Annotated in this window: 13 protein-coding genes; 12 read left to right on the top strand and 1 reads right to left on the bottom strand. The window is 45.6% G+C overall.

Going from position 1 to position 23,616, the window contains the following annotated elements:
- Positions 1-13 precede the first annotated feature (13 nt).
- The 8 genes from KQI32_RS05860 (at position 14) to KQI32_RS05825 (ending at position 12,160) form a co-directional block, all read left to right on the top strand.
- Positions 14-1,186 carry a polysaccharide pyruvyl transferase family protein gene (locus KQI32_RS05860; RefSeq protein WP_216424292.1) on the top strand — a complete coding sequence of 391 codons (1,173 nt, stop codon included), beginning with the start codon at positions 14-16 and terminating at the stop codon, positions 1,184-1,186.
- A gap of 34 nt (positions 1,187-1,220) precedes the next feature.
- Complete coding sequence (locus tag KQI32_RS05855; protein ID WP_216424291.1) at positions 1,221-2,756, top strand: lipopolysaccharide biosynthesis protein; 1,536 nt, start codon at positions 1,221-1,223, stop codon at positions 2,754-2,756.
- The gene (locus KQI32_RS05850; protein WP_216424290.1) at positions 2,753-3,769 is read left to right on the top strand and encodes a glycosyltransferase family A protein; all 1,017 of its coding nucleotides are present in this window, start codon (positions 2,753-2,755) and stop codon (positions 3,767-3,769) included. Before KQI32_RS05855 ends, KQI32_RS05850 begins: the two co-directional genes overlap by 4 nt.
- Positions 3,750-4,934: a Coenzyme F420 hydrogenase/dehydrogenase, beta subunit C-terminal domain gene (locus tag KQI32_RS05845; RefSeq protein WP_216424289.1), complete on the top strand. Its 1,185-nt coding sequence runs from the start codon at positions 3,750-3,752 to the stop codon at positions 4,932-4,934. The genes KQI32_RS05850 and KQI32_RS05845 overlap by 20 nt, the downstream gene beginning before the upstream one ends.
- A gap of 25 nt (positions 4,935-4,959) precedes the next feature.
- A complete protein-coding gene (locus KQI32_RS05840; protein WP_216424288.1) occupies positions 4,960-6,084 on the top strand; it encodes a polysaccharide pyruvyl transferase family protein in 1,125 nt (374 codons plus the stop codon).
- Positions 6,085-6,488: 404 nt separating this feature from the next.
- Positions 6,489-6,839, top strand: a complete 351-nt coding sequence (locus KQI32_RS05835; RefSeq protein ID WP_216424287.1) for a dihydropteridine reductase — start codon at positions 6,489-6,491, stop codon at positions 6,837-6,839.
- A 36-nt stretch (positions 6,840-6,875) separates the two neighbouring features.
- Positions 6,876-7,469 (top strand): TetR/AcrR family transcriptional regulator, encoded by a 594-nt coding sequence (locus KQI32_RS05830; protein WP_216424286.1) that lies wholly within the window; start codon positions 6,876-6,878, stop codon positions 7,467-7,469.
- Between the two features lie 425 nt (positions 7,470-7,894).
- Positions 7,895-12,160, top strand: coding sequence for a hypothetical protein (locus KQI32_RS05825; RefSeq protein ID WP_216424285.1), 4,266 nt, complete (start codon positions 7,895-7,897; stop codon positions 12,158-12,160).
- A gap of 64 nt (positions 12,161-12,224) precedes the next feature.
- Here KQI32_RS05825 and KQI32_RS05820 read toward each other — a convergent pair whose 3' ends face one another.
- Positions 12,225-13,082: an AraC family transcriptional regulator gene (locus KQI32_RS05820; RefSeq protein WP_177689653.1), complete on the bottom strand. Its 858-nt coding sequence runs from the start codon at positions 13,080-13,082 to the stop codon at positions 12,225-12,227.
- A 158-nt stretch (positions 13,083-13,240) separates the two neighbouring features.
- Here KQI32_RS05820 and KQI32_RS05815 point away from each other — a divergent pair, with 158 nt between their 5' ends.
- From KQI32_RS05815 to KQI32_RS05800, 4 genes are read left to right on the top strand one after another with little or no spacing between them, the layout of a single operon-like run.
- Positions 13,241-14,848 (top strand): extracellular solute-binding protein, encoded by a 1,608-nt coding sequence (locus KQI32_RS05815; RefSeq protein WP_177689652.1) that lies wholly within the window; start codon positions 13,241-13,243, stop codon positions 14,846-14,848.
- Positions 14,849-14,861: 13 nt separating this feature from the next.
- A complete protein-coding gene (locus KQI32_RS05810; protein WP_216424284.1) occupies positions 14,862-17,933 on the top strand; it encodes an S-layer homology domain-containing protein in 3,072 nt (1,023 codons plus the stop codon).
- A 17-nt stretch (positions 17,934-17,950) separates the two neighbouring features.
- Positions 17,951-20,971, top strand: a complete 3,021-nt coding sequence (locus KQI32_RS05805; RefSeq protein WP_216424283.1) for an S-layer homology domain-containing protein — start codon at positions 17,951-17,953, stop codon at positions 20,969-20,971.
- A 17-nt stretch (positions 20,972-20,988) separates the two neighbouring features.
- Positions 20,989-23,583, top strand: coding sequence for a stalk domain-containing protein (locus tag KQI32_RS05800; RefSeq protein ID WP_216424282.1), 2,595 nt, complete (start codon positions 20,989-20,991; stop codon positions 23,581-23,583).
- Positions 23,584-23,616 lie beyond the last annotated feature (33 nt).

The raw sequence follows: 23,616 nt of genomic DNA, 5'->3' as shown, positions 1-23,616 counted from the left end.
GGGGTTCTTCACAATGAAGAAAAAAATCATTTTATACTCCAATGGCAGCAGCGGAAACCACGGGTGCGAGGCACTGACCCGCACAATTTGCGATATTGTGAATCGGGAATGCTATGTACTAAGCAAAAATATTTCTGAGGATACCCTCTATTTACGCGAACAGCCGAATATGACTCTGATTGAGGAGCGATGGGTAAATTTCTGTTCTCTGTCCGGGATGATTTGCAGGATACTGTTTAAAACCGGGTTGGATCCTTTTGCGTTTTCCAGATACCGTTACCAATACCTGAAGGGAAAGCTGGCGGAATGCGGCGCTGCGGTTTCCGTAGGCGGGGATAACTATTGCTATGAGAACACCTATACAGTGCTGAATTTGGACAATCAATATTTTCGGAAGAAAAAGATGAAAACGGTTCTTTTCGGCTGTTCCATTGAACCGGAGCTGCTGGAGGACAGGAATATTGTGCAATCGCTGAAGAAATATACTCTCATCACGCCGAGGGAAAGCATCACTTATGAAGCGCTGCAAAACGCCGGGCTCAGTAATATCAAATGGTTTCCCGATCCTGCGTTCACCTTGAAAGCAGTTAAACCAACTCTTCCGGAGGGATTTTCGAAAAATAATACAATCGGCATCAATGTAAGCCCTATGATCATAGAAAATGAAACAAATTCGGGGGCGGTCATGCAGAACTATATAGCCTTATTACAGCATATTATTGCTTCCACACAGATGCAGATTGCATTGATCCCCCACGAGGTGCGTCCTCACAGTGATGATCGGAAGTCTTTGGGAGAGCTTTACAAACAGTTCAAAGATACCGGAAGGGTAATTCTGGTGGAGGATCACAACTGTATGGAATTAAAAGGATATATAGCAAGCTGCCGGATGTTTATCGGTGCGAGAACGCACGCGACGATTGCGGCGTATTCTTCCTGCGTGCCGACGCTTGCGGTGGGCTATTCGGTAAAGGCAAAAGGCATTGCGAAAGATATTTTCGGGACTTATCAAGATTATGTACTGCCTGTTCAGACAATTGAGAACAAGGATGATTTAATTCATGCATTTGAATGGCTGAAACAACGTGAAACGGAAATAAGGGAGCATTTGACTGGGTTTATGCCGCATTACATAGAAAAAGCGTGGCAGGCGGGCGAGGAAGTCCGAAAGCTGGCGGAGAAATAAAATCTTTGAAATTTGATAGGAAAGCGGAAGAAATATGACCAGAACAAAATTAGCCATAAAGAACACAGCCGTTGGCATATTGAGCAAAGCAACCGCACTTATACTGGGTTTTGTTTCGCGGACGGTTTTTATTCACTTTTTGGGAAATGAATATTTGGGCGTCAATGGACTGTATACCGAGGTACTGTCCATCCTGTCCTTTGCAGAGCTTGGTTTCGGGACCGCATTGACCTATGCTATGTATAAACCGGTTGCGCAGAATGATACTGATACGATTCTGAAATTGATCAATTATTATAAAAAGATATATCGGCTCATTGCCTGTATTGTAGCTGGCCTGGGATTAAGTATTCTGCCTTTTCTGCAGCATGTGGTAAAAGGAGCGGATTTATTAACTCTGCATGATTTGCGGCTATATTACATCATTTTTTTGTTCAACACGGTAACGAGTTATTTTGTCACGTATAAATATAGTATTGTAAATGCCCATCAAAAAAATTATATCATAACAAACATGGAGATGATTGTACAATTTGTTACGTCAAGCATTCAAATTATTTTTTTGGTGGTATTTAAGAGTTTTTTGATTTATTTGCTGACCCAATCGATATTACTGCTATGTTCAAGATTTTTTATATCCCGTTACCTGAACAAACGCTTCCCGATTTTAGCCCAGAAAAGCAATCTTGTCTTGTCAAATCAGGAAAAGGCGCCGATTATCCAGAATGTAAAAGGACTGATTGTGCATCAGTTTGCCTCTGTGGCGGTTCACTCCACAGACAATATAATCATATCATCCTTTTGCGGTGTTATAGTGGTTGGGTTGATCAGCAACTATACCCTGCTGATCAATTCCGTGCTGGCCTTTGTTGTTATTCTGTTTAACAGTGTAACATCGGGTTTTGGAAATATGGTTGCTTCCTCAAGTACGGAAAATTACAGGAAAACATTTTTGGAGCTGAATTTTCTGAATTTCTGGATATACGGCTTCTGCTGTATTGCATTCTTTATTCTGATTCCGCCGTTTATAACATTTTGGATTGGAAAAGAGAATCTGATTGACACGGCCAGCTTTCTGCTTATCATCATAAATTGTTATTTAGTAGGGCAGAGCACTGCTTACAACAATACAAGAATCGCAAAGGGAGATTTCAGCAGGGACAAGTGGATCGCATTCTCTCAAGCTGTCGTGAATCTGATTGTTTCGATCATCTGTGCGAAAACATTTGGATTGATTGGTGTTTATATGGGTACCATTGTATCCAGAATGGTTTTTGTGATATGGCGGCCTAGGAGTACTTATCGGTTTCTATTTGAAAGATCCTGCCTAGAATATTACATAAGGCTGGCTGTTTATTTTGTTGCGGTTGTCTGCGCCGGAGGAATCACTTATCTCTGTACACAGCCGATACTGAAGCAGCTAACGTTCGGTGGCTTTCTACTCTCCTGCGGAGCTGTAGCATTGCTTCCCAATTTGCTTTTCCTTATTGTTTTTCACAGAACAAAGGAGTTCCGGGATTTGTTGCACCGCGTAAAAAGCATTGTGACAGAAAGGAGAAATGGGGAATGAAACCTCTGGTCAGTATCATTTCACCTTGCTATAATGGAGAGAGATATCTTCATCGTTTTCTGCAGTCTGTGCTATATCAAACTTATGAGCGAATCGAACTGATTCTAATTGATGACGGTTCGGAGGACGGCAGCAGGGATATTATCTTGTCCTATCAAAAACAGTTTGAGGAAAAAGGGTATCTGTTTCACTATATTTATCAGAAAAATTCCGGTCAGGCGGCGGCCTTGAACCGGGGATTAAAGGTTTTCAGCGGCAGTTATGTAACATGGCCGGACAGTGATGATATCCTTTTACAGGACAGTATTGAAATAAAAGTGGATTTCCTGGAGCAAAATACCGACTGCGGGGGTGTAATAAGCGAAGGCGCTTTGGTTTCAGAGGAACAGCCGCAGCTTAAAAAGGGACTGCTTCACTTTGCGCACAAGGCAGACAAAGAATCTGTTTTTGAACGGTTGATTTTTGAGGACAGAGTATATTTCGCCCCGGCAGGCTATATGGTAAGAAGTGTTTGTCTGACAGATACGATTCCTCAGAAAGAAATTTATGTTTCAAAATGCGGACAGAATTGGCAAATCTTACTTCCGATAGCACAAAAATATCCGTTTGGCTTTATTGATAAATGTTTGTTTTATTATGTTGTGAGAGATAACAGTCATTCAAGAAAAGAGAAAAGCTATGCGGAAAATATCGAAAAAACCTATATGCACGAGGATTGCTTATTGAATACGTTAAAACGTATCAAGATGGACAGTGAAGAACGGAAGCGCTTGTATGACAGAATACGTCTAAAGTATCTCCGTAAAAGAATGAATATTGCTTATTGGTATAAAGAAAAGCCTGCGCTGGAAGTTTGCTATCGCGAATTGGAGACTGTGTCGGCTTTGACACATGCGGATAGAGCTTTGCATGCAAGGGCGAACTGTCGGCTTTATGAGCTGTTTCACAAGGCACTTATTCTGATAGGGGATTGCATGAGAAAGGGCATTTGGTATGTCAAAAATATTAGATGATTTAAAAGCTTGCTCCGGCTGCTATGCATGTCAGACTATCTGCCCGCGGTATTGTATCACGATGCAGAGTGATGAGGAAGGATTTTGGTATCCGAAAATCAATTCAGAACGGTGTATTGATTGCGGTCTGTGCAGGAAAATTTGTCCGGTTTTGCGGGATAAAAAAGCGGAAGCTTCTCCGATTGCTTACGCCGCATACAATAAAAGGGAAGAAATCCGCATGGCCAGTTCTTCTGGCGGACTTTTCAGCTTGCTGGCGGAATATGTCATTCAGCGGGATGGCGTAGTGTTCGGCGCTTGTTTTGATGAACGGTTTCATGTGGTGCACCAATATACAGAACGCAAAGAAGAACTGGAAAAGTTCAGGGGATCCAAATATGTGCAGAGCAAAATAGGAGAATCCTATCAAAAGGTTAAGGAATTTTTAATGGACGGAAGGATGGTCCTGTTTACCGGAACACCTTGCCAGATTGGCGGACTGAAAGCATATTTACAGAAGGAATACGAGAATTTAATCTGTCAGGATATGATTTGTCATGGAGTACCCTCTCCAAAAGTATGGGATAGATATTTAAAGTATCGTGAAACCATTGCAGGCTCTGCTGCACAAAAAATTACCTTCCGAGGAAAGAAAAACGGATGGAAACGGTTCTCTGTTTCTTTTTTATTCAAAAATGATTCTGAATATGATGAGACACTTGACAGAGATTTCATGATGACTGCATTTCTGAAAAATGTCTGCTTGCGTCCATCCTGTTATAACTGCTCTTTTAAGAATATACGGCGGGAAAGCGATATCACTCTTGCGGATTTCTGGGGAATCCAAAATATTTTTCTCGGAATGGACGACGACAAGGGAACTTCCCTTTTGATTTTGAATTCTCTGAAAGGGAAAGCGTTGTTTGAAAAGGTCAAAAATGGGATGGAATATCGTTCCGTTGCACTGCAGGAGGCTATAAAATATAACCCTGCTATGACGCAGTCCGTTCTATGGAATTCAAAAAGGAATGGATTTCTGAAAAACATTGACAAAATCTCTTTTGATAAACTGGTAAAGAGGTATTGCAGCGGCAGCCTTCTTTCAAAATGCAGAAAAAAAGCTTACGCTATTCTCTCGAAAGGAAAGAGCTGTATCTGCGTTTTAATCGGAGGAAAAAGAAGATGATTTTTTTGAATTTTCGAGGTGCGGCATGAAGGACAAAAAAATTTATATCAAAGCATATTTGAATCACAATCTGGGAGACGATCTGTTTATTGATGTATTGGTGAAACGGTATCCTGAAACCCAGTTTTATTTGTATGCGCCGCCTGGTTACCGCATAACCTTTTCCCACCTGAAAAATTTAAAAGTCTATGAAACGACGATGTTTGGTGTTCGGCTCTTCAACAAAATTTTTCTCAAAATGGGGTTTGGGCAAGATTCTTTTGATCATTTTTTGAGAAATGCCTGCAATGCGATTGTTCAGATCGGCGGTTCTATCTTCCGCATTTCCGATAAAGTGTATCTGCAAAATATCAAAAAAATGCTTCCGTTGATCAAAAAAGGGAAAAAAGTTTTTATCATTGGAAGCAACTTCTGCAAAGGATTTGACGAGAAATTCCGAAGGGATCATTACGAGTATTTCAAGCGGGCAGAGGACGTCTGCTTCCGTGATAACTATTCGTATCAATTGTTTCATACACTAAGGAACGTCCGCAGGGCCGATGATATCATCTTTGGCTATAAAAATACGCTTCCTGCGGAAGAAGAAAACAGTATAATGCTGTCAGTGATCGATTTTAAGGTTCGTTCGGCTTATAGAAAACTGCACAATGTATATCGGGACAAGATGGCGGATCTGATTAATCAGTTTGTCTCAAAAGGATTCCAAGTCAAACTGACCTCCTTCTGCGAAAAGGAAGGAGACGAGGATATGATTGAGGAAATCACAGCTTGTTCCAGCCTCTCTAAGGAAGCGAAAGACAGCTTGCAAATCATCCGGTACCGAAATGATATGGAGAAACTGATACATACGATAAAATCTGTGAAGTATATTGTTGCCGCAAGGTTTCATGCCATGATTCTAGGTCTTCTGTTCGGGAAGAAGGTGTTTGCCGTCATTCAGGGGAATAAGTTCAATAATGTGATAGAGGACAACGGATGGCCTTTAGAAAGCTGCCGTATCAGAGAGATTGATAAGCTGGAGCCGGAACAGGTTCTTCACTATTTTGAAAATTCCTGTAAGATTGATGTAAGCAACTGTATATGCGGAGCGGAAAAACAGTTTTCAGCTCTGGATTGTTATATTGTAGGAGAAGATTCCAAAAAAGAATGAACAGCAGGATAGCTCTGCCGGTTTTTCTGCTGCATTTGAGATAGGCGCTTTTTCTCTGAGTGTGTTTTGATTGCTGTGCCCTGTAAGCTTAAAGCTTGCAGGGCACAAAGCAGTCTTGAACCTTTCTGATACTATTTATCGTTGAAAATTCCTGGACAGTAAAATAGACTTTTGAAAAATATCGTTGAAATTTTCGCTGTAATAAAAGGTTTAAAGTGGTTTTTTATGTCTATTGGCAAATGCTGTTTGTAGTTATTTGCTTATCAAGAAATTTATGACAAACTCATTGTGGTGTAAATAGAATTAGTATTTTCTTAAATCAACAGTTTTTGAAAACTTTGTTGTTCATTTTGAAAACAATTTCTTTTATAATTTCTATGAAATTAAAAAGGAGGTTCTATATTATGAATACAGACAAAATTTTAGCAGAATCAATTGCAAAGGAATATGCACCAAAGGATAATTCAAAAATTATTGCGTTAAAGAAACTGGATAACAAAGCCAAATTACCTTCAACTATTTTCACCTATACTTTTGGTATCTTATCCTCCCTTGTGGTAGGAACAGGAATGTGTTTATCTATGCAGGTTATAGGAAGTAGCATAATGAGTACTGTTTTTGGTATTATCATTGGTATAATGGGCATTGTTGGGTGTGGGATAAATTATCCACTTTATAAAAAAATGCTTGAAAAGGGCAAAGCGAAATATGCCTATGAAATAGTAGAGCTTGCTCGTGAAATCAGCGAGAAATAATATATAAATAATACTTTAATGCAAGGAGTGGGTAAAATGAATAAGTCAGAAAGTAAATATTTCAATACTGCCAAGAAAATGAACCTTGCATTGATTTCTTTGCTGAAAAAGAAACCACTTGAATATATTACAATAAGTGAATTGTGTGAGACAGCGGGAGTAAATCGTTCTACTTTTTACCTTCATTATGAAAACACTTGTGATTTGCTTGATGAGACTACACGATATTTACTTGATAATTTTCTCTCTTACTTCACCAATAATACAAGGGCTATTGCATTTAATCTTTTAGAGTGTGAGTTGGATGAACTTAATTTTATTAGCAATAAATACTTAACACCTTATCTCACATACATTAAAGATAATAAAGAAATTTTTTTAACTGCTTTATCTCACGTAAGATCTTTTGGATTTGATAGTGTGTATAAGAGAATGTTTGAAAACATCTTTAATCCTATTCTTGACAGGTTTCATTATCCAGAAGAAGACAGGAAATATGTTATGATGTATTATCTAAATGGAATAAATGCGATTAGTTTTGAATGGCTTAAGGAAGATTGTAATAAGTCAATAGAAGATATCTCTAAAATAATAATTGAGTGTATCTTTGGGTTGAATAACACTCAGTAAAATTCTCTTTGTAATGGCATTATAGGATAGCATAGCTTTGAGCCTACGGGATCAAGGCTCTATTTTTATTGGATAAAGAACAAATGTTGGGTATGTATTTTGTTTTATCAAAAAAGATTCAACGATATTTTTACCTGTTTTGATGGTTTTTAGGCTGTTTTTGTTGATATAACTGATACATCTCAAATTCTCTGTATCTCTGAGTATATAAGTACTCTTCAGAATGAAAAACTTTCTGCTTGAGAAGATTTTTTCTGCACAATCTCTGCTTATTATTGAGTAGAAAGAATCTTTTCGCCGTTGTATAATAAAAAAGAGAGCAATATTGAATAAAAAGAGAGCAACTTTGTCGCTTTTCTTTTGGCTTATATCTCATTATAATAAAAGAACAATAAAACAAAAATAAAAAATCGTGAGGTGGAACTATGAAAAAGGCATTTTTCCGGTTTCTTTCTTCAGCGCTGGCAATGTTTACTTTCATGCAATGCTTTTTGTGTGTATCTCTTGCCGCAGGTTCCGAAAAATTGGCACATTTGTCGGTAGCAGGTTCTGAAAAACTGGGAGATCCGATTCAGAACATGCAGATTAGTGCCAATTGTATGCAAACGGACAGCAATGGCAATCACATTTTCTATGGGCTTACGAATGATACCCTGTTTGCCTATAACCTGGATACCGGTATCGTGACTGACCGGAAAACAGTGACCTCTGCCAACGCTTTGGATATCGGAAGCGACGGGGTTTTGAATATTGCGGGCAGCCGTAATTTTTACCGCTACAATCCATCAACCAAAGTGCTTACAAATGTTGGTTCTATCTCACCGGACACGGCGGTAATGCATAAAGGGTGCTTTGACAGCCAGGGAAATTATTATTTTGGCACTTACCCCAACGCGTCTCTTTTTAAATATGATATCCAGGCAGGACAACTGACCAAAATAGGCTCCAATCTTGTTGCAGGAAATTATATACGGGCAACCGCATCCTGTGGAAACAATATTTTTATGGGATCCATGGGGAGCAGCGAAAATGGAGTCAATACGCCTGCGCAGCTGAAAGTTTATAATGCTTCCAATGGACAGATAACCGAGGTTGCGCCTCCGCTGTGGCCGGAGAAAGGTATTGTAGAGGGGGAAGTGCGGCAGTATTACTCCATGAGCAGTGCGGGGAAATATCTGTTTGCACGTTTTTCCTGTTTTACTGCCAATACCTCCTGGGTAATGGGAGTATATGATTCGGAACAGAAGCAATGGATTGATTTCCTGCTGGGAACTTCCCATCTGCATGGTTCGGATATGGATGAAAACGGTTTTGTTTATTTCCGGGCGGTTGGAAACAGCGGACAGCGCACCTTCATCGCCTATAATCCGGCAACAAAACAAAAGATAGATTATGACGGGCTTGACTTTTACACTGGTTATCTTATCAATCCTTCCGTTGTCACATTGAAAGACCAGACAAACTATCCGGGGAAAACCGTCGTGTTTGGCGCGTCCAGCGAGGGGATTGCGCTGTTTAATCTCGGAAAACAACAGGCTCAATTCATAAAAGAACCTTTACCCCATGAGAGTTTTTCTATGCGCACGATCCATGGGGGATACCGAGATGAAATTTTGGTCAGCAGTATGGCCAGCACAAAGTTTGTTATCTATGACGCGGCACAAAAGAAGGTAAAAAAAGAACTGGAAATGAGTCAGAAAGAGGGAATTAACGCAATTGACGGGAAATATTATGTGGGGTCTTACGGAGATAATGCCTCTCTGATTGAAATCGATCCGGACAACTGGGCGACTGCAAAGAAGGCAGATATGGCAGGTCACGGGCAAAACCGTGCGTTTGTAGTGGAGGATGCAGAGAAATATATTCTTTGGGGGACGGTTCCGGATTATGGAACGAGAGGCGGTGCTGTTGGCATTTATAACAAAGATGCCGGTACCTCCATCGTAAAGTCTAAATTTGATCCAATTCAGAATCAGTCGATCAGTGGATTGGCATACCGCGACGGAAAAATATATGGCTGCACAAATATGTTCTGCGGTCTGGGGGTTGAGCCGGTTGTTGAATGGGCCAGAATATTCCGTCTGGACGCAGCTACTGGAAACTTTGAAGGGGCACAGTTTGTACAGCTGACTACTGACAGCAATCGGCAATATTTTGCCGGTGGAATGACCTTTGACAGTCAAGGCAGGCTTTTTATGGCCTGTCCGCAGACACTGGTTGAAATCGATCCGGCCACCCTGCAGGTGAAGAGGGAGCTGAGGCTTGGAAATCTCACCATACCATCTGACTCAATGCGGTGGCAGCCCTTTGCCTTGGAATGGGGACCAAATGGCCTTCTATACACCAATATCGGCGGTGTAATGAGTGCTGTGGACGTAGATGCCTGGGAAGCGAAAACGCTTTTGAACCAGAGTACGGCTATGCTGACATTGGGCACAGATAACAACGTATATTATATGTCTGATTCCAACTATGGATTGAGCAGAATCAATTTGACGGGAACGGCTTGGTGTTCTGGACAGGATACCGCCAAAATTCTGGATCTTACGGTTAACGGCATTCCGCTGAAAGGCTTTTCTCCGGAGCAGTATGTTTATGAGGTGGAATGTCCGCAAGGAACGACCGCCGCCACAATAGAAGCGTTAGTCAATGAAGGTGCGGCAAAGACAGTGACGCAGCATGGAAACAGCCTTCCGTTTTATACTGAAATTCAGGTGACGGCTCCTGACGGAAAAAAACAGCAGAAATATGCGGTATATTTTCATGAAGCCGGTGCTTCTGCAGTCTCAACTGTGACGGGACTCGCTGTGGCTGGCGGATACAATGGTGCGGAAACCTATGAACTAGAAATTACCGATTCCGCTGAAAATGCATTGTATAACGTTTATATCTATCAGGGAGAGAAGCCGGCCGGATCGCCCGTGATACTCAATTGCTCGGGTACAAAAATAGATATCAGCTCCGCTGTTTCAGGTCTCCCCGAGGGAGAATATACTGTTACGGTAGATTCCATCAAAAACGGTATTCCAGCTGAAAGCGCTGTCACCACAAAACTGGATACAAGATTCGGCGGCGGAAACGGCACAGCGGGGGATCCGTATCAGATTTTTTCTGTTCGTCAGTTGAAAAATGTTGTCAAAGCGCCCTCTGCTTTTTTCTCACAGGAGCGGGATATTGGGGAGGCGCTGACCGAACCGCTGATCGGTTTTACCGGAGCTTACGACGGCAAAAATCATTCTGTGCAGCTGTCCATTGACACAGGCAGCCAGTCTGCCGGAATGTTTCAGACGGCTGACGGGGCACGCATTCAGCATATGGTGATAAAGGGGACGGTGAAAGGCGGCGAAAACACAGGAGCTGTCACAGGCAGCGCGCTGAATGGGGCAAGAATTATCGGATGCATCAATTATGCCGGCGTTACCGGAAGCAAATATACCGGTGGTATCGTGGGGAACCTCAGCACGGAAGCCTTCGTGTCCGCCTGTGAAAACCGCGGCGCAGTAACTGGTTCTTGGTATACCGGGGGAATTGTGGGGCTTCAGAACAGCGCTTCGAGCAGTCTTGCTTCGGTAAAGCAATGCGCCAATTACGGCACAGTTTCCGGAGGAACTGGTACAGGCGGGATTGTCGGCTATAGCTATGCAATTCTGCGGGAATGCTTCAATGCGGGATATGTTGCCGGAACAGGAAAAAATACCGGCGGAATTATCGGGATGGTTAGAGGTGCCGATCCGACGTCTGCGTATATCAACAGTTGCTATAATACAGGAACGGTTCAAGGCAACGATGCGGTTGCGATCGGCAGACTGAGCGATCATGCAAACAGCACCTTAAAGATATTCCATTGCTATCACGCAGGCAAAATTATTGGTACTGGCGAAAAAGAGGATATGGCGGCTGTGTCATCGGGAACAAATGCCTCCACTCAGACTCTCTCCGTTTCCAACTGCTATTATCTTTCTGAGAATTCCTATGATGACGGGATCAGCGGAACCAGCCTTGTGACCCCTGCACAGTTGGAAGAAACAGATTTGAAAGACTTCTATGGGAAGGATACGGAAATGTCGCGTTTTCCGATACTGAAAAATGTCTTGTCGGATCAGAGCTTTCTTCTGCGGCAGTTAAGCATTCAGAAGACAGGCAGCGGCACCTTGAACGCTGAGGGGATTCGTTATCTGCGTAACGGAGAAACACTTGTGCTGGAAATCACGCCGGACGCAAATTCAATGATTTCCTCAATCAATCTGAACGGTGTTGACATTTACACCAATGAGCTTGAAAGCATTCGTTACACGGTGCCGGCACTTGCCGCTGATTCGGTTATCTCAGTTGTATTTGCTCCTTATGATAGCGAAAGTCAGGTTGTTTCTCATAAAAAGGTATACCGGGAGCAGGAAATGACGGAAAAGTTTATTGTTTTTTCGACGGTGTCAGAAGGGGAGTGGCGCCTGGAACGTTACGGTGTCGTGCTATCCAGAACACAATCGGATCCGCGATTGGAGCAAAGCGGCTGCATCGAATGTACTGCAAAGAGCGCTAGAAATGGCAAGGGGCAGTTTGGAATTGCTTTCATGGGAAATGAGGTAAGGCTTGGCGGCACTTTTTATGCCCGGCCTTATGCCGTTTATTTTGATTCGGCAAATCAGATGCACGTCTTATACGGAGAAACACTTACAGTGGAGCTGGAATAAATTGAATCAAACAAGAGCCATAATGTACAGGAAAGGTACGTTATGGCTCTTCTTATGTTCATTTTTAGGAAAGAAACAGAGGAATGCTTAAATCCCGGTATTCCTTTGGTGTCATTTTCACGGCGCTGTGAAAGGCACGGATGAAATTGGATCCCGAACTGTATTTTAAGATCTCTGCAATCTCATTAGTGGAATAATTTGTCTCAATAAGCAGCTTGCAGGCATAGTTTAATTTTTGCTCTTTGATATAATCCTTCAAAGACTTTCCCGTATAGGAAAAAAATAATCTGGAAATATGCTCACGCGAAAGATTCAAATGTCTCGCAATTCCTGAGATGGTCATGTCCTCGGTTAAATTGGAGTTGATCAGGCGTTTGATTGCCTTTACGGTGGGGTGCATCACTTCGTTGCTGTTGGCGATATAAGAATCCACAATATCTTCAAAGAGATTCCAGATAAGCTTCATACCCTCCGCGCAGGAGAGGGATATATATTCTTTATCCTTCATAATACCCAGAAAGTTACGGATACTTTGACAATCTTCATTGAGGGTAAAAACAGGACCGTACTGCTCGGCTGTTTTCAGAGACAGATCGTACATTCCTTCCCCGATAAAACACAGGCAGATAAACTTCCAGGTTTCCTTTCCGTCCGGTGGATAGCGATAACTAAAATCGTCACTCTGCGTTGTCCAGAAGAAACCCTGTCCTTTCTGTACCTTATAGAATTTTCCTTTGAATTCATATTCCCCTTCTCCGGACAGCGTATAGTGGAAAAGGCAATGGGGAATCACGGGAATCTGCCTTTTGGAATCATACCCCGGGGTGGAGGTCACCGTCTTCATAAAACGAATCGGCTGGGGAAAAAATTCCTGCGGTTTCGTGATTTCGATCGGGATATGAATGAGATCCTGACGGTTCATAAGATTCACCTCACAAAATGAATGTTTTGTCACGTTTGGAAATTGACGTTTTTGTCCTTTATATGTTATTTATAGTATATAAGAGGGTGAGCCAGAAGTCAACAGCGAACTTCAAATATCGAAAAAAGAATGTTTTGGAAAGAAAAAGGAGGATTTGTATGAGGAGGAAAAAGTGGGCAGCAATAGGGATTTCCGCTGTGCTGGCAATGGCGGTGCTTGCAGGCTGTAACGGCAGCGGCGTGGATATGGGAACAATGACCAGCGAAGAAATCAAAAAGTTTGAAGAGAATGCCGGCGGCTTAAAACTGCCTTTGGACAAAAACGGCACGACCCTTTCGATTATTTGTGATACAAGTCAGGACAGCAATGATTCCGTGGTAATCAATGAGCTGCGCAGAAGAACCGGAATTAATCTGCAGCTGATTCAGATTCCAAGGGCGACTATCAAGGAAAAAGCGAGAGTTCTGATCGCTTCCAAAACCGATATGCCGGATATTTTTAACGGTGCCATGACAGCGGAGGAAGTGAACGATATCGGTATGCAGGGAGCCTTTGAACCGATCAATGAACATATTGACGAACTGCCGAATTTTAAGTCTATCTTTATTGACAACGCACAGGATCTGAAAACCGAGAAAGTGATGAAAAGCTTTCCCGCTCCTGACGGAAATATTTATATCTTTCCGCGCTATGACACGGAACGCTATGTGAATCATGGCATGCTTTATCGAAAGGATATTTTTGACAAGCATAATATCCCAATGTGGAACAGCACGGAAGAATATTACCAGACGCTGAAAAAACTCAAAACGCTTTATCCCAGTTCCATTCCTCTGGTTTCCAAAACCGGAGTGACTATTTTTAACCAGCTGGGACAGAGCTGGGGGCTTGGATCGGGATCGCCGGGAATTTATTTCGAGGAAGAGACACGCACCTGGAAATATGCATCTACCGATCCAAAATATAAAGATATGCTGGATTTTATCAAAAAGCTTTATAATGAAAAATTACTGGACCCTGAGTTTTTGACCTGTACCCAGGCGGCATGGACCACCAAGATGACGCAGGCGGAATCCGCATTTACGACATTTGATTGGATTGGGCGGTTGGATATGTTTCGGGAACAGGCACAGGCTACCGTTCCGGATTATGATTTGCGCTATGGTTATCCTATAGGCCCGACTGGAAAGGTAGTCACTTTGCCTCAGATCAACGGAGGGCCGGCCGTCAAAAAATCCAAAAACAGTGAACTGGCACTGAAACTGCTGGATTATCTGTTAAGCCCTGCAGGAGCGGAGTTGATGACCTGTGGGATAGAAGGCGTCACCTTCAATTGGAACGCGGATAAAACCCATGCGGATTACATAGGATTTGAAGAGGGAAAAGTGATTGGCATCAATGATCTGGAAGAGAAATACGGAATGTTTGTTTCTGGCTTATACAGAAGATTCGATCACAGAAGCGTTTACTTTAACTATACCGAGAGGGAACAGGAAGCACAAGATATGATGCTGAATAAGGATGGCGGCGGCTTTATCCCCGAACCACCTGAACTGGTCTACACCTCGGAGGAAAAGGACATTATTACCCAGAATGATGCAAAACTGCGCAAAGCGGCAGAAGAATTTGCAACAAAATACATTCTGACCAATGATCAGACCGGAGATGCTGCGTGGAACAATTGGCTCAAGCAGGCTGAACAGCTTGGCGTAAAATCGATTGAGGATGCCAACAATTCCGCACAGGCACGGTATGATGCAAAATGAGGAGGATGAAAGTATGCGTATGAAAAAGTGGATTTGTGTGGCTGTGTGTGCTGCTGTTTTACTGAGTTCTTTCGGGACTTTTTCTATAGCGGCGGATGAGCCTGCGGACTGGTCTGCGGAACTGGAACTGCTCAATAAACTGGGGGTGCTGACGCCGGATTTTGAGCCTGTTTTCACCTTGGAAAGGGGTGAGATGTGCGCAATTTTGATCAATTGCCTGTACCCGGGCGCAGACTTCAGCAACGACGGTGCAGAACCCGTCTTTGACGATGTAACTGTGGAAACTCCCTTTTACCATGAAATCAAAGCATGTAAAGAATTGAAAATCATCAATGGCTCACCGGACAATACCTTCAGCCCTGCAAGGCGGCTGACGGCGTACGAAGTAATTACCATGTTGATCAATGCAATGCAATATACCCCTTATGCTGAGGCGAAGGGCGGATATCCGTCCGGCTATTTGTCAGTGGCTTATGAGATTGGGCTTTTAAAGGGAGTTGATATCAGCGGGGAAATGATTGGCAGTGTGATTGCTAAAATGCTCTACAATGCACTGTTCGCCGATCTGGTGACAGTGGGTTCCGTTACGGACAATGAGATCATACTGGAAGTGCTTCCAGACAAAAATCTGCTCTCAGAACGGTTGGGGATTGAGGAATATGATGCTCGTGTGATTGATAATGGAATCACCTCTCTGACCGGAGGTTCCCTCAGCGATTCCCAGAGAGTTGTATTGCGTGTGACCAATACCGGAGAAAAAATCACCGCCTACACCGGGGAAAGCGATATTGCCCAACATCTGGGTAGCCGTCTGAAGGTCTTTGTCAAATACGACAAGGAAACCGGGCGGAATGAAGTTCTGACCTATTACAGCCACAAATCATCCAGCGAAATCATGCTGAATGCCGACCGCATCATAAACGTCACGGCAGACTACATCGAGTATGAAAAGGAGCCGTACGCGACTGATTACAGAAAAATTTCCCTGAACAAGGAGGGGGCTGCTGTTGTTATTAACGGTATCCACAAAGTGGACTACACCTCCGAGGATTTAAATCCGGATGACGGGATTCTGCGGATTGCCGACTGCGACGGTGACAACCGGGTGGATTTTATTGAAGTTCTTTCCTTTAATATCGGGGAAAACGGCCAGAAGGTGCCTCAGAGGAATCTGGTTGCCGCTAATCTCAATCCGGCGGAGGGATATATCGGCTGTAAATTTAATCCCTCTATGGGTATCACACTGGATGAATCCAAGTGTGATTACCGTATTGTCAACAGCGGGGAGATCAAAACGCTTTCCGATATCGCGGAAAACGATGTGGTATCCATCGCTCAGGCGGCGGAACCCATCGACAACAAAGCCTTCTATTTCCTGATGGTTAAGCGTCAGACGGTGGAGGGTACCATCTCCTCCATGCAGGAATCCGATCAGAAAATAATCGTCGGGGACACCGCTTATCCGGTTTCTGACAGTGTTTTGAGTGTGAAACCCCGGTTTTTGCAAACACTCCCGCTGGGGGAGATAGCGACGTTTTATCTCGACTGCACTGGAAAGGTTGCTTATATGGAAGGGGCTTCTGCCCAGAGCAAGGAGTACGCCTACCTGATTGGGCTGACCAACGAGGGAGGCCTGGAGTCCCTGAAAGGAAAATTCTTTCTGAAAACCGGTGAGATTAAGATTCTTGAATTCCGCGGCAAGGTGAAGGTGGACGGCGTGACCTGCACCGAGCCGGATCAGATCGCTCAGGCGCTGATTAAGCGGGATCCTGCCTCCAAGCCCTTTGCCGGTGCACCAGCGGACATTTACAGCACCAACTACTCCCGCCCGGTCATCCTAAAGACCAATTCCGATGCTCTGATTACCGAGATTGACACCGACAACCCCAACACTGAGGGTTCCACCGATCTCAATTACTATACCTCGGAGCATTTTCTGCGATACACCAACGAGGAGGTGGAGGACAGCGCTGCTCTGAAAGCAGGATACCGTGCACCGCGGACAACTGAATTCCTTCTGCGCAATGCTTGCTCCCTCTCTGGCCGGTTCTATGTGACGGCGGACACGGTGATCATGAATGTGCCAGACATTGATGTCTACGGTTTGGATCAGTATGGCAACTATACTTCCAATAAGAGCGATGGTAACATGAATCAACCCTTCAACTATGAAATGCTCAAACTCTATGAGCGTCCCAAAGAGGATTCCAACTATCAGATTCTTTCCCCATCAGCCTTGTCCTATCTCTATTCTTTTGACATCCAGGGCTATGACATCGATCCGGACACCGGTGTGGCTGGTCTGGCAGTCGTCCGGGGAAGGGCGGACACCTTCCGTTACGGTACCAACTATACATACAACGATTTGAATATGGCGGTCTTTTTGAGAACAACGGAAGTCTATGACAATGCAAAGGATAAGATGGTCAAAAAAATCTATTATACCACCAACGGCAGCGATGAGATGTCTGCTACGGCCGATACCGATGACATGCTGTTCTCTTACCGGTATCTGATAGAGGGGTGCAAAGAGGGCGATACGCCTTACGGAAAAGCGGTTCCCGCTCTAAAGAAAGGGGATATTATCCGTGTGGCCCGGGCCGGCAGCAATCTGGCACATCTGGAACGTGTTTTCCGTCTTGATGAGATTGCAACAACGGCGCATGCCGCAGGACTGTATCCAAGCAATCCCCGCTCTATGTATTCCACCAATCTGGGCGGAATTGTTACCATGCCAAACGATCAAAGAGGATACTATAATGGTCCCGTCAGCCAGTATACTTTGACAGCAACCTATCCCAAGTCTTTGAGCGGCGGGAACCTAACTACCTATCTGAGCAGAAGCACACTGGATAAAATCGTTCTGGGAGATCCCGCTACCTATCTGATGCAGACAGGGGATATTTCTGCCGCGTCAATTCTTGTGATCCATACCGATCCGGTTACAGGCGAGATCAAAACAAAGACGGGCACCACCGCGGATATCAGAACCGTGGATGAGACCAAGAATCTGGAGGAAGCCAGCATTGTCGTTCAGTTCCGTTATGACCATAGCTGTTCCCAGATTGTTGTCATCAACCGCTGAGAAGGAGGCAGGAGAATATGAAACGTTTTTTTAGTATTTTGTTATCCATTGCCGTGTCCTGTCAGATGATTTTCTTCCCCGTATCGGCGGAGGATTTTGCAGGTCACTGGGCAGAGGAAGCCATCCGTTCTCTGATTGCTGAATCAGTGATCGGAGGCGATCAGAACGGCAACATCAATCCGGACGAGGATATCACCCGCGCCGAGTTTGCCAAGACCGTCAACCGTGCTTTCAAGCTGGCGGATAAAGCGGCGGAAAATTTTGCCGATGTCAGTGCGGAAGCCTGGTACTATGAAGAATTTTTGATTGCAAAGCACGTTGGCTATCTCACCGGAGACACCCAGGGAAATGCGGAGCCCGACCGGAACATTACCAGGGCGGAAGTCTGCGTCATTCTAAGCCGAATTTTAGCGCTTCCACAGAGGGAAAGCACGCTTCCTTTTGGTGACGCCGATCAGATTCCTGACTGGGCAAGGCAGGCTGTTTCTCTTTTAAAAGAGAACGGACTGATCAGCGGATATGATGACGGCACCTTTCAGCCGTCCAATCCCATTACCAGAGCGGAGGCTTTTTATATTCTCTGGCAGGCGGGAAAAATCAGTGAAACGCCGATTGTAACCGTTCCGCCGACAAGTACACCCCTCCCTACAACAACACCGTCCGTCGTGATAAGACCGGGAGGATCGGCTGGTTCTTCTTCCGGTTCCGGAGGAGGGGGAGGCGGTTCCTCCACAGTAAACGAACTGGCTGTGCCGATTCCCAAGCTGCTGGCGGATACTTATACCTACAGCTGGGAAAGAGTAAAAAATGCTTCCTCCTATCTGGTGAAGCTGGATTTTGAAGGCTCCAGCAAGGAAATTTCCACAACACAGACCAGTGTCGATCTGACAAAGGAAATTCAGGCTATGGCAAGCGAGTCCGGGGAAAAAACCGTTACACTGCAAGTGTGCGTCAAGGCGGTTGGAACCGGAAGATACCAAGATTCGGATTATTCCGGAAAAACAGAGTTTATCTATTCAAGCGTGCTGTCTGCGCCGGTTGCCGAGCTCTCGGAAAAGGGTTATCTCTATAGCTGGAAAGAAGTGAAAAACGCTTCCTCCTATCTTGTAAAACTGGATTTTGAGGAGGAGAGCAGAGAGATCTCTACCGCCCAGACCAATGCGGAGCTCTTGGAGGACATAAAGGTGCTGACGGCTTCCTATCTGGGGGCGAAAGCAACGATGCAGGTATGTGTCAAAGCGATTGGCGCAGAAGGGTATGAGGATTCGGAATACTGTGAAAAAACAGAATTTATCTATCAGGTATACAATGAGGACAGTTCTGGCGAACTGGGACTTAAGGTGACTTACAGCGAAAACGAAGCGGGCGAGGAGATGTACTGTGCTCAGTTTGACGGGACGGCTGACAGTCTGACTGTTCGTTCCGCGGCAGGCACCAAGCAGTATGATAACCCTGCATCTCCTTTTGACTTAAGCGACGCCATCAAAGATGAAAACGGCAAAATCAAAGAAACCGATTATATCATTACCGTCAATGCAGGGGAGAAATCCGACACGATTGTCAAAGACTTTGTTTACGGAGGCGGGGAAGGCACGGAGGAATCCCCCTTTGAGATTGCAAACGTACGGCACTTCAACAACATTCATAAAAATCTGGACGCCTTCTTTGTCCAGAGCAAAGATTTCAGCGGCGGCGATCAGCTGGTACCGGTTTCGGTACAGAGCGGCGCGCCGTTTACCGGAAGTTATACGGCAGATGGATTAAAGAATATTGAGGTCGCATTGACCGGCGGGGAGTATCCCTCTCTGTTTGGACAGGTAAAGGGCGCAGTGATTCGGAACATCGGCGTCACGGGCACCATTGAGAGTACTGTTCCGTATACAGCGGGAATTGCCGGACTGGCGGAGGAAGCGCAGATCACAGACTGTGAAAACAGCGCGGTTATCACAGTCAGCGGCTCCGGCATTGCCGGCGGCTCCTACACAGGCGGCATAGTCGGAAAAATTGATGAGAACAGTACCCTTTCCGATTGTGTGAACAAAGGCGCATTGAATGTGCAGGCGCCCTTTGCAGGTGGTATTGCCGGCGAAGCGGCCTGTCTGGTAGAAAGGTGTGAGAACTCCGGGACAATCTACAATGACAACAGCGTGATGAGCGGAACCTTTGAGGGGGCTGTCGGCGGCGTTATAGGCCTGCAAAAAACGAATGCAGGGATTGTGGACTGCAGAAACAGCGGGAAGGTGGAAAACCACTACAACAGCAATGTGGGAGGCAACGCTTTGCTGACCGGCGGTATTGCTGGCCAGGCGGGCGTAATCAGCAATTGTGTCAATGAAACGGGAGCAGTTGTTTTAAGCAGCGTCCTTTCCGGAACACCCAGCAATAGCCTTGGCATACAGACCGGCGGTATTGTTGGCTATCATCTCAACGGTTCGGTTCAGAGTTGTAAAAACTACGGCGCTGTACAAATCGTAGGATATCTGAATTCCTACTGCGGTGGCATCGCAGGCTTTGACAGAGCCGGATCCATTGCAAAATGTGCAAACCTTGGTTCTGTCAACGGCGCTGGAAGAGCCGGCGGTATTGTAGGCAGAAGTCTTTCAGGAACAGTCGATCAGTGCTATAATGCCGGAGATATCACCAACGGAAGCTACGGCGGCGGACTGGTCGGGCATGCCGATGCAAGTAGCACCTATACCAACAGCTTTAACACCGGAAAACTTTTAAGCGCCAGATACTGTGCTGGCCTGGTTGGAACGTTAGGGAACAGCGTGACTGTGAAAAATTGCTATTCGGTTCCTGCAGCGATTTCCACCCTTACAGCAATCAATAATGCGGGGAAGATCGCAACAGCGGGAAATATCTATTATGTGAAGGTCAATAAAGAAACGGATGCGGTAGCAAAAGAGGTGACTGCGGATGAGCTCTCAAACGCGGAAGCGCCTCTGGCAGGCTTTGAGGATTCCGATGTCTGGTTTTTTGACGCTGACAGCGGTTACGCATTCCCGCAACTTGTAAACAACCCCTATGAGGGATAATCCGAGGAGGGTAAACAATGAAAAAGAGGAAGAACATACTCTGCGTGGTTCTGGCAATGGTATTGTCCCTCTCCGCCATGGCGGTTTCCGCCGGCGCGGAGGGGACGGGAAGACGGATAGATAAGGAATTTTATGAGCAGGTACCTCTGGGCGGTCCCATGGGAATCATCGACGCGGTGGCCTGTGAGTTCGGCGTGGAGGACGGCAAGAATATGATGTATATTGTGGAGGCCTCCCGCCCCACGGCAACCTTCTTCGTGTACAATCTGGACGAAAAGAAGGTGGAGCGCTCCATGCCCCTGCAGGCCAGCGCCAGCGCTTACACCAAGACGGCTTGGTATATCAAAAAGGGGCCGGACGGCAACATCTATATCCTGCCCCACGGCTATATCCTGCTGTATCGCTACAATGTCACCACCAAAGAGCTGCAGAGCAGCGGAACCACCCCTATCGCCGGCATGACGGCGGGCTATGGGCTGGTCTTTGACGAGGAGGGGAATATCTATTTCGGTACCTTCCCCACCCCCAATATCTATAAATGCGACAAGGATCTGAACATCGTTCAGGAATACAGCAATGTGTTCCCCGGAGAGCGGTATGTGATGAGCATGGCCTACTACAACGGAAAAATCTATGCGGGAGGTCAAGCGCCTACCACCAGCTTTGTCAGCATCGACGTGAAAACCGGCGAGGTGACTAAGCTAAAGCAACCGGAGGAGACCTATCCGGGGGCCAAGGTGGTCAACTATTATATGATGGACAGCATCGACAACCTGATCTTCTGCACCACCAAGAACGAGGATCGCAGCTCCTACTGCCTGGTGTACGATGCGGACAAGGGCGACTGGGTTTTACAGCTTCCCAGAGGCTATGGCTTCTGGCTGCCGCCCTATAAGGGGGATGGGAAAACCTATGTCCTCTCCGCACCGGCCAGCGCGCCCATATCTGAGGTGGGCCTGTATGAGATCGATCTAGAGACCATGGAGGCCAGAAACACCGAGACTTACTATTACGGTAATCTGGTGGGATGCACCTGGATGGAGATCCCAGGTCACCCAGAGCTTCCCGGGGAATCTCTGATTACCTTTTCCAGAAACAGTCAGGCGCTGGTTGCCCTCAATATGCAGAGCAAGCAGACGGTGGTTTTGGACGAATATCAGCTTCCCTTTGTCTCAGCACACATCCAGCATATTGAGCTGGGGCTGAACAACACCCTGCTGATGGGAAGTTATATGGGGGAATACATGGCGGTTTATAATCCCAAAACCGGGGAGACTGTGAAATACAGGAGCAACCAGTCGGAATCCATCAAGCGGTATGGAAATATCGCTTATCTGGGCGGCTATACCCAGGCAACCCTTTATGAATACGACCTGACGCAACCTCCCTCCGACACAAATCCCGTTTTGCTGGGAAGTCTGGGAGACAAAAATCAGGACAGAATCTTTGACATCTGCAAGATTGACGAGAATCTTATCGCAGTAGGCTCCTATCCACGCAGCGGATTCGACACTGGTGGGATTGGAATTTTTGATAAGCGTACCGGCCAGTTTGACTTTTACGCTGATCTGTTCCCGGGGCAGAGTGTAGACGGGCTTGCGTACAAGGACGGCATCCTGTATGGAGCCACCTCAACCTTTGTTCCCGTGACGCCTTACCCTGCAAACGAGGCCTATATCTTCGCTTTCGATGTGGAGCAGAGAAAAGTCACTTTGAGCAAACCGGTTCAGATCGACGGCACCTCCGCTCCCAATAAGACGCTGGGCGATATCGAAATCGGTCCGGACGGCAACCTGTGGGGCATCTCCAGCGGAGCTATCTTCTGTCTGGATCCTGTTACCCTGGATACCATCAAATCGGTGGTGGCCGATAAGATGTACTACGAGCGCAAGACCATGTCCACTATGGCACAGCTGGAATTTGACAAGGATGGCGTTCTGTACGCAGTGTGCAACGGCTATCTGATCATTCTGGACCCAGAAACCATGGAGTTTAACCACACCTGGCGTTCCATGCAGTACTTTGTGCTGGGGGACGACGGAAACATCTATCACAGTGGATGGAGCTCCGACGGATTCAATCTATATAAGCTGGTGATGGCCAGCATGGATCAGAAAAGCGCCGAGGAGATTAAGGAGGTTGTGGGCAACGGCATCGTTATGAAGCTGGATTCCAACGTGGCCTACGCCAACCAGAAGGCGATGAATATTGACAGCAACGACCCCAAGGTGGTTGCCAAGGAAAAGGACGGAAGAACCCTTGTACCAGTACGATTTATCGCCGAGGCGGTCGGCGCGAAGGTGGACTGGGACGGGGAAGCCCAGACCGTAACCATCGTGCAGGGCAGAGACCGGATCAAGATCGTCCTCGGGGAGAGCAAGCTTACGGTCAACGACGAGGAGATGGAGATGGACACTGCGGCCATCACCGAGAATGACAGAACGATGCTGCCTTTGCGGGCCATCTGCGAGGCGCTGGGAAAATTCGTGTTCTGGGACGACCGCGGTCTTATCGTCATCACCGAAGAGGAGGGGGCGGTGACAGCGGAGGACGAAGCGCTGATACAGACGCTGCTCAATTTCATTGAGAACGACGTCCCCGCAATGCTGTAAAAAAACATCAATTACCTGAAATTTGAGGATGAT

This window comes from Acetivibrio sp. MSJd-27, from assembly GCF_018918095.1.
Lineage (GTDB): Bacteria > Bacillota > Clostridia > UMGS1840 > HGM11507 > HGM11507.
The sequence above is the reverse complement of the archived record's forward strand: the minus strand, read 5'-3'. Positions and strand labels throughout refer to the sequence as shown.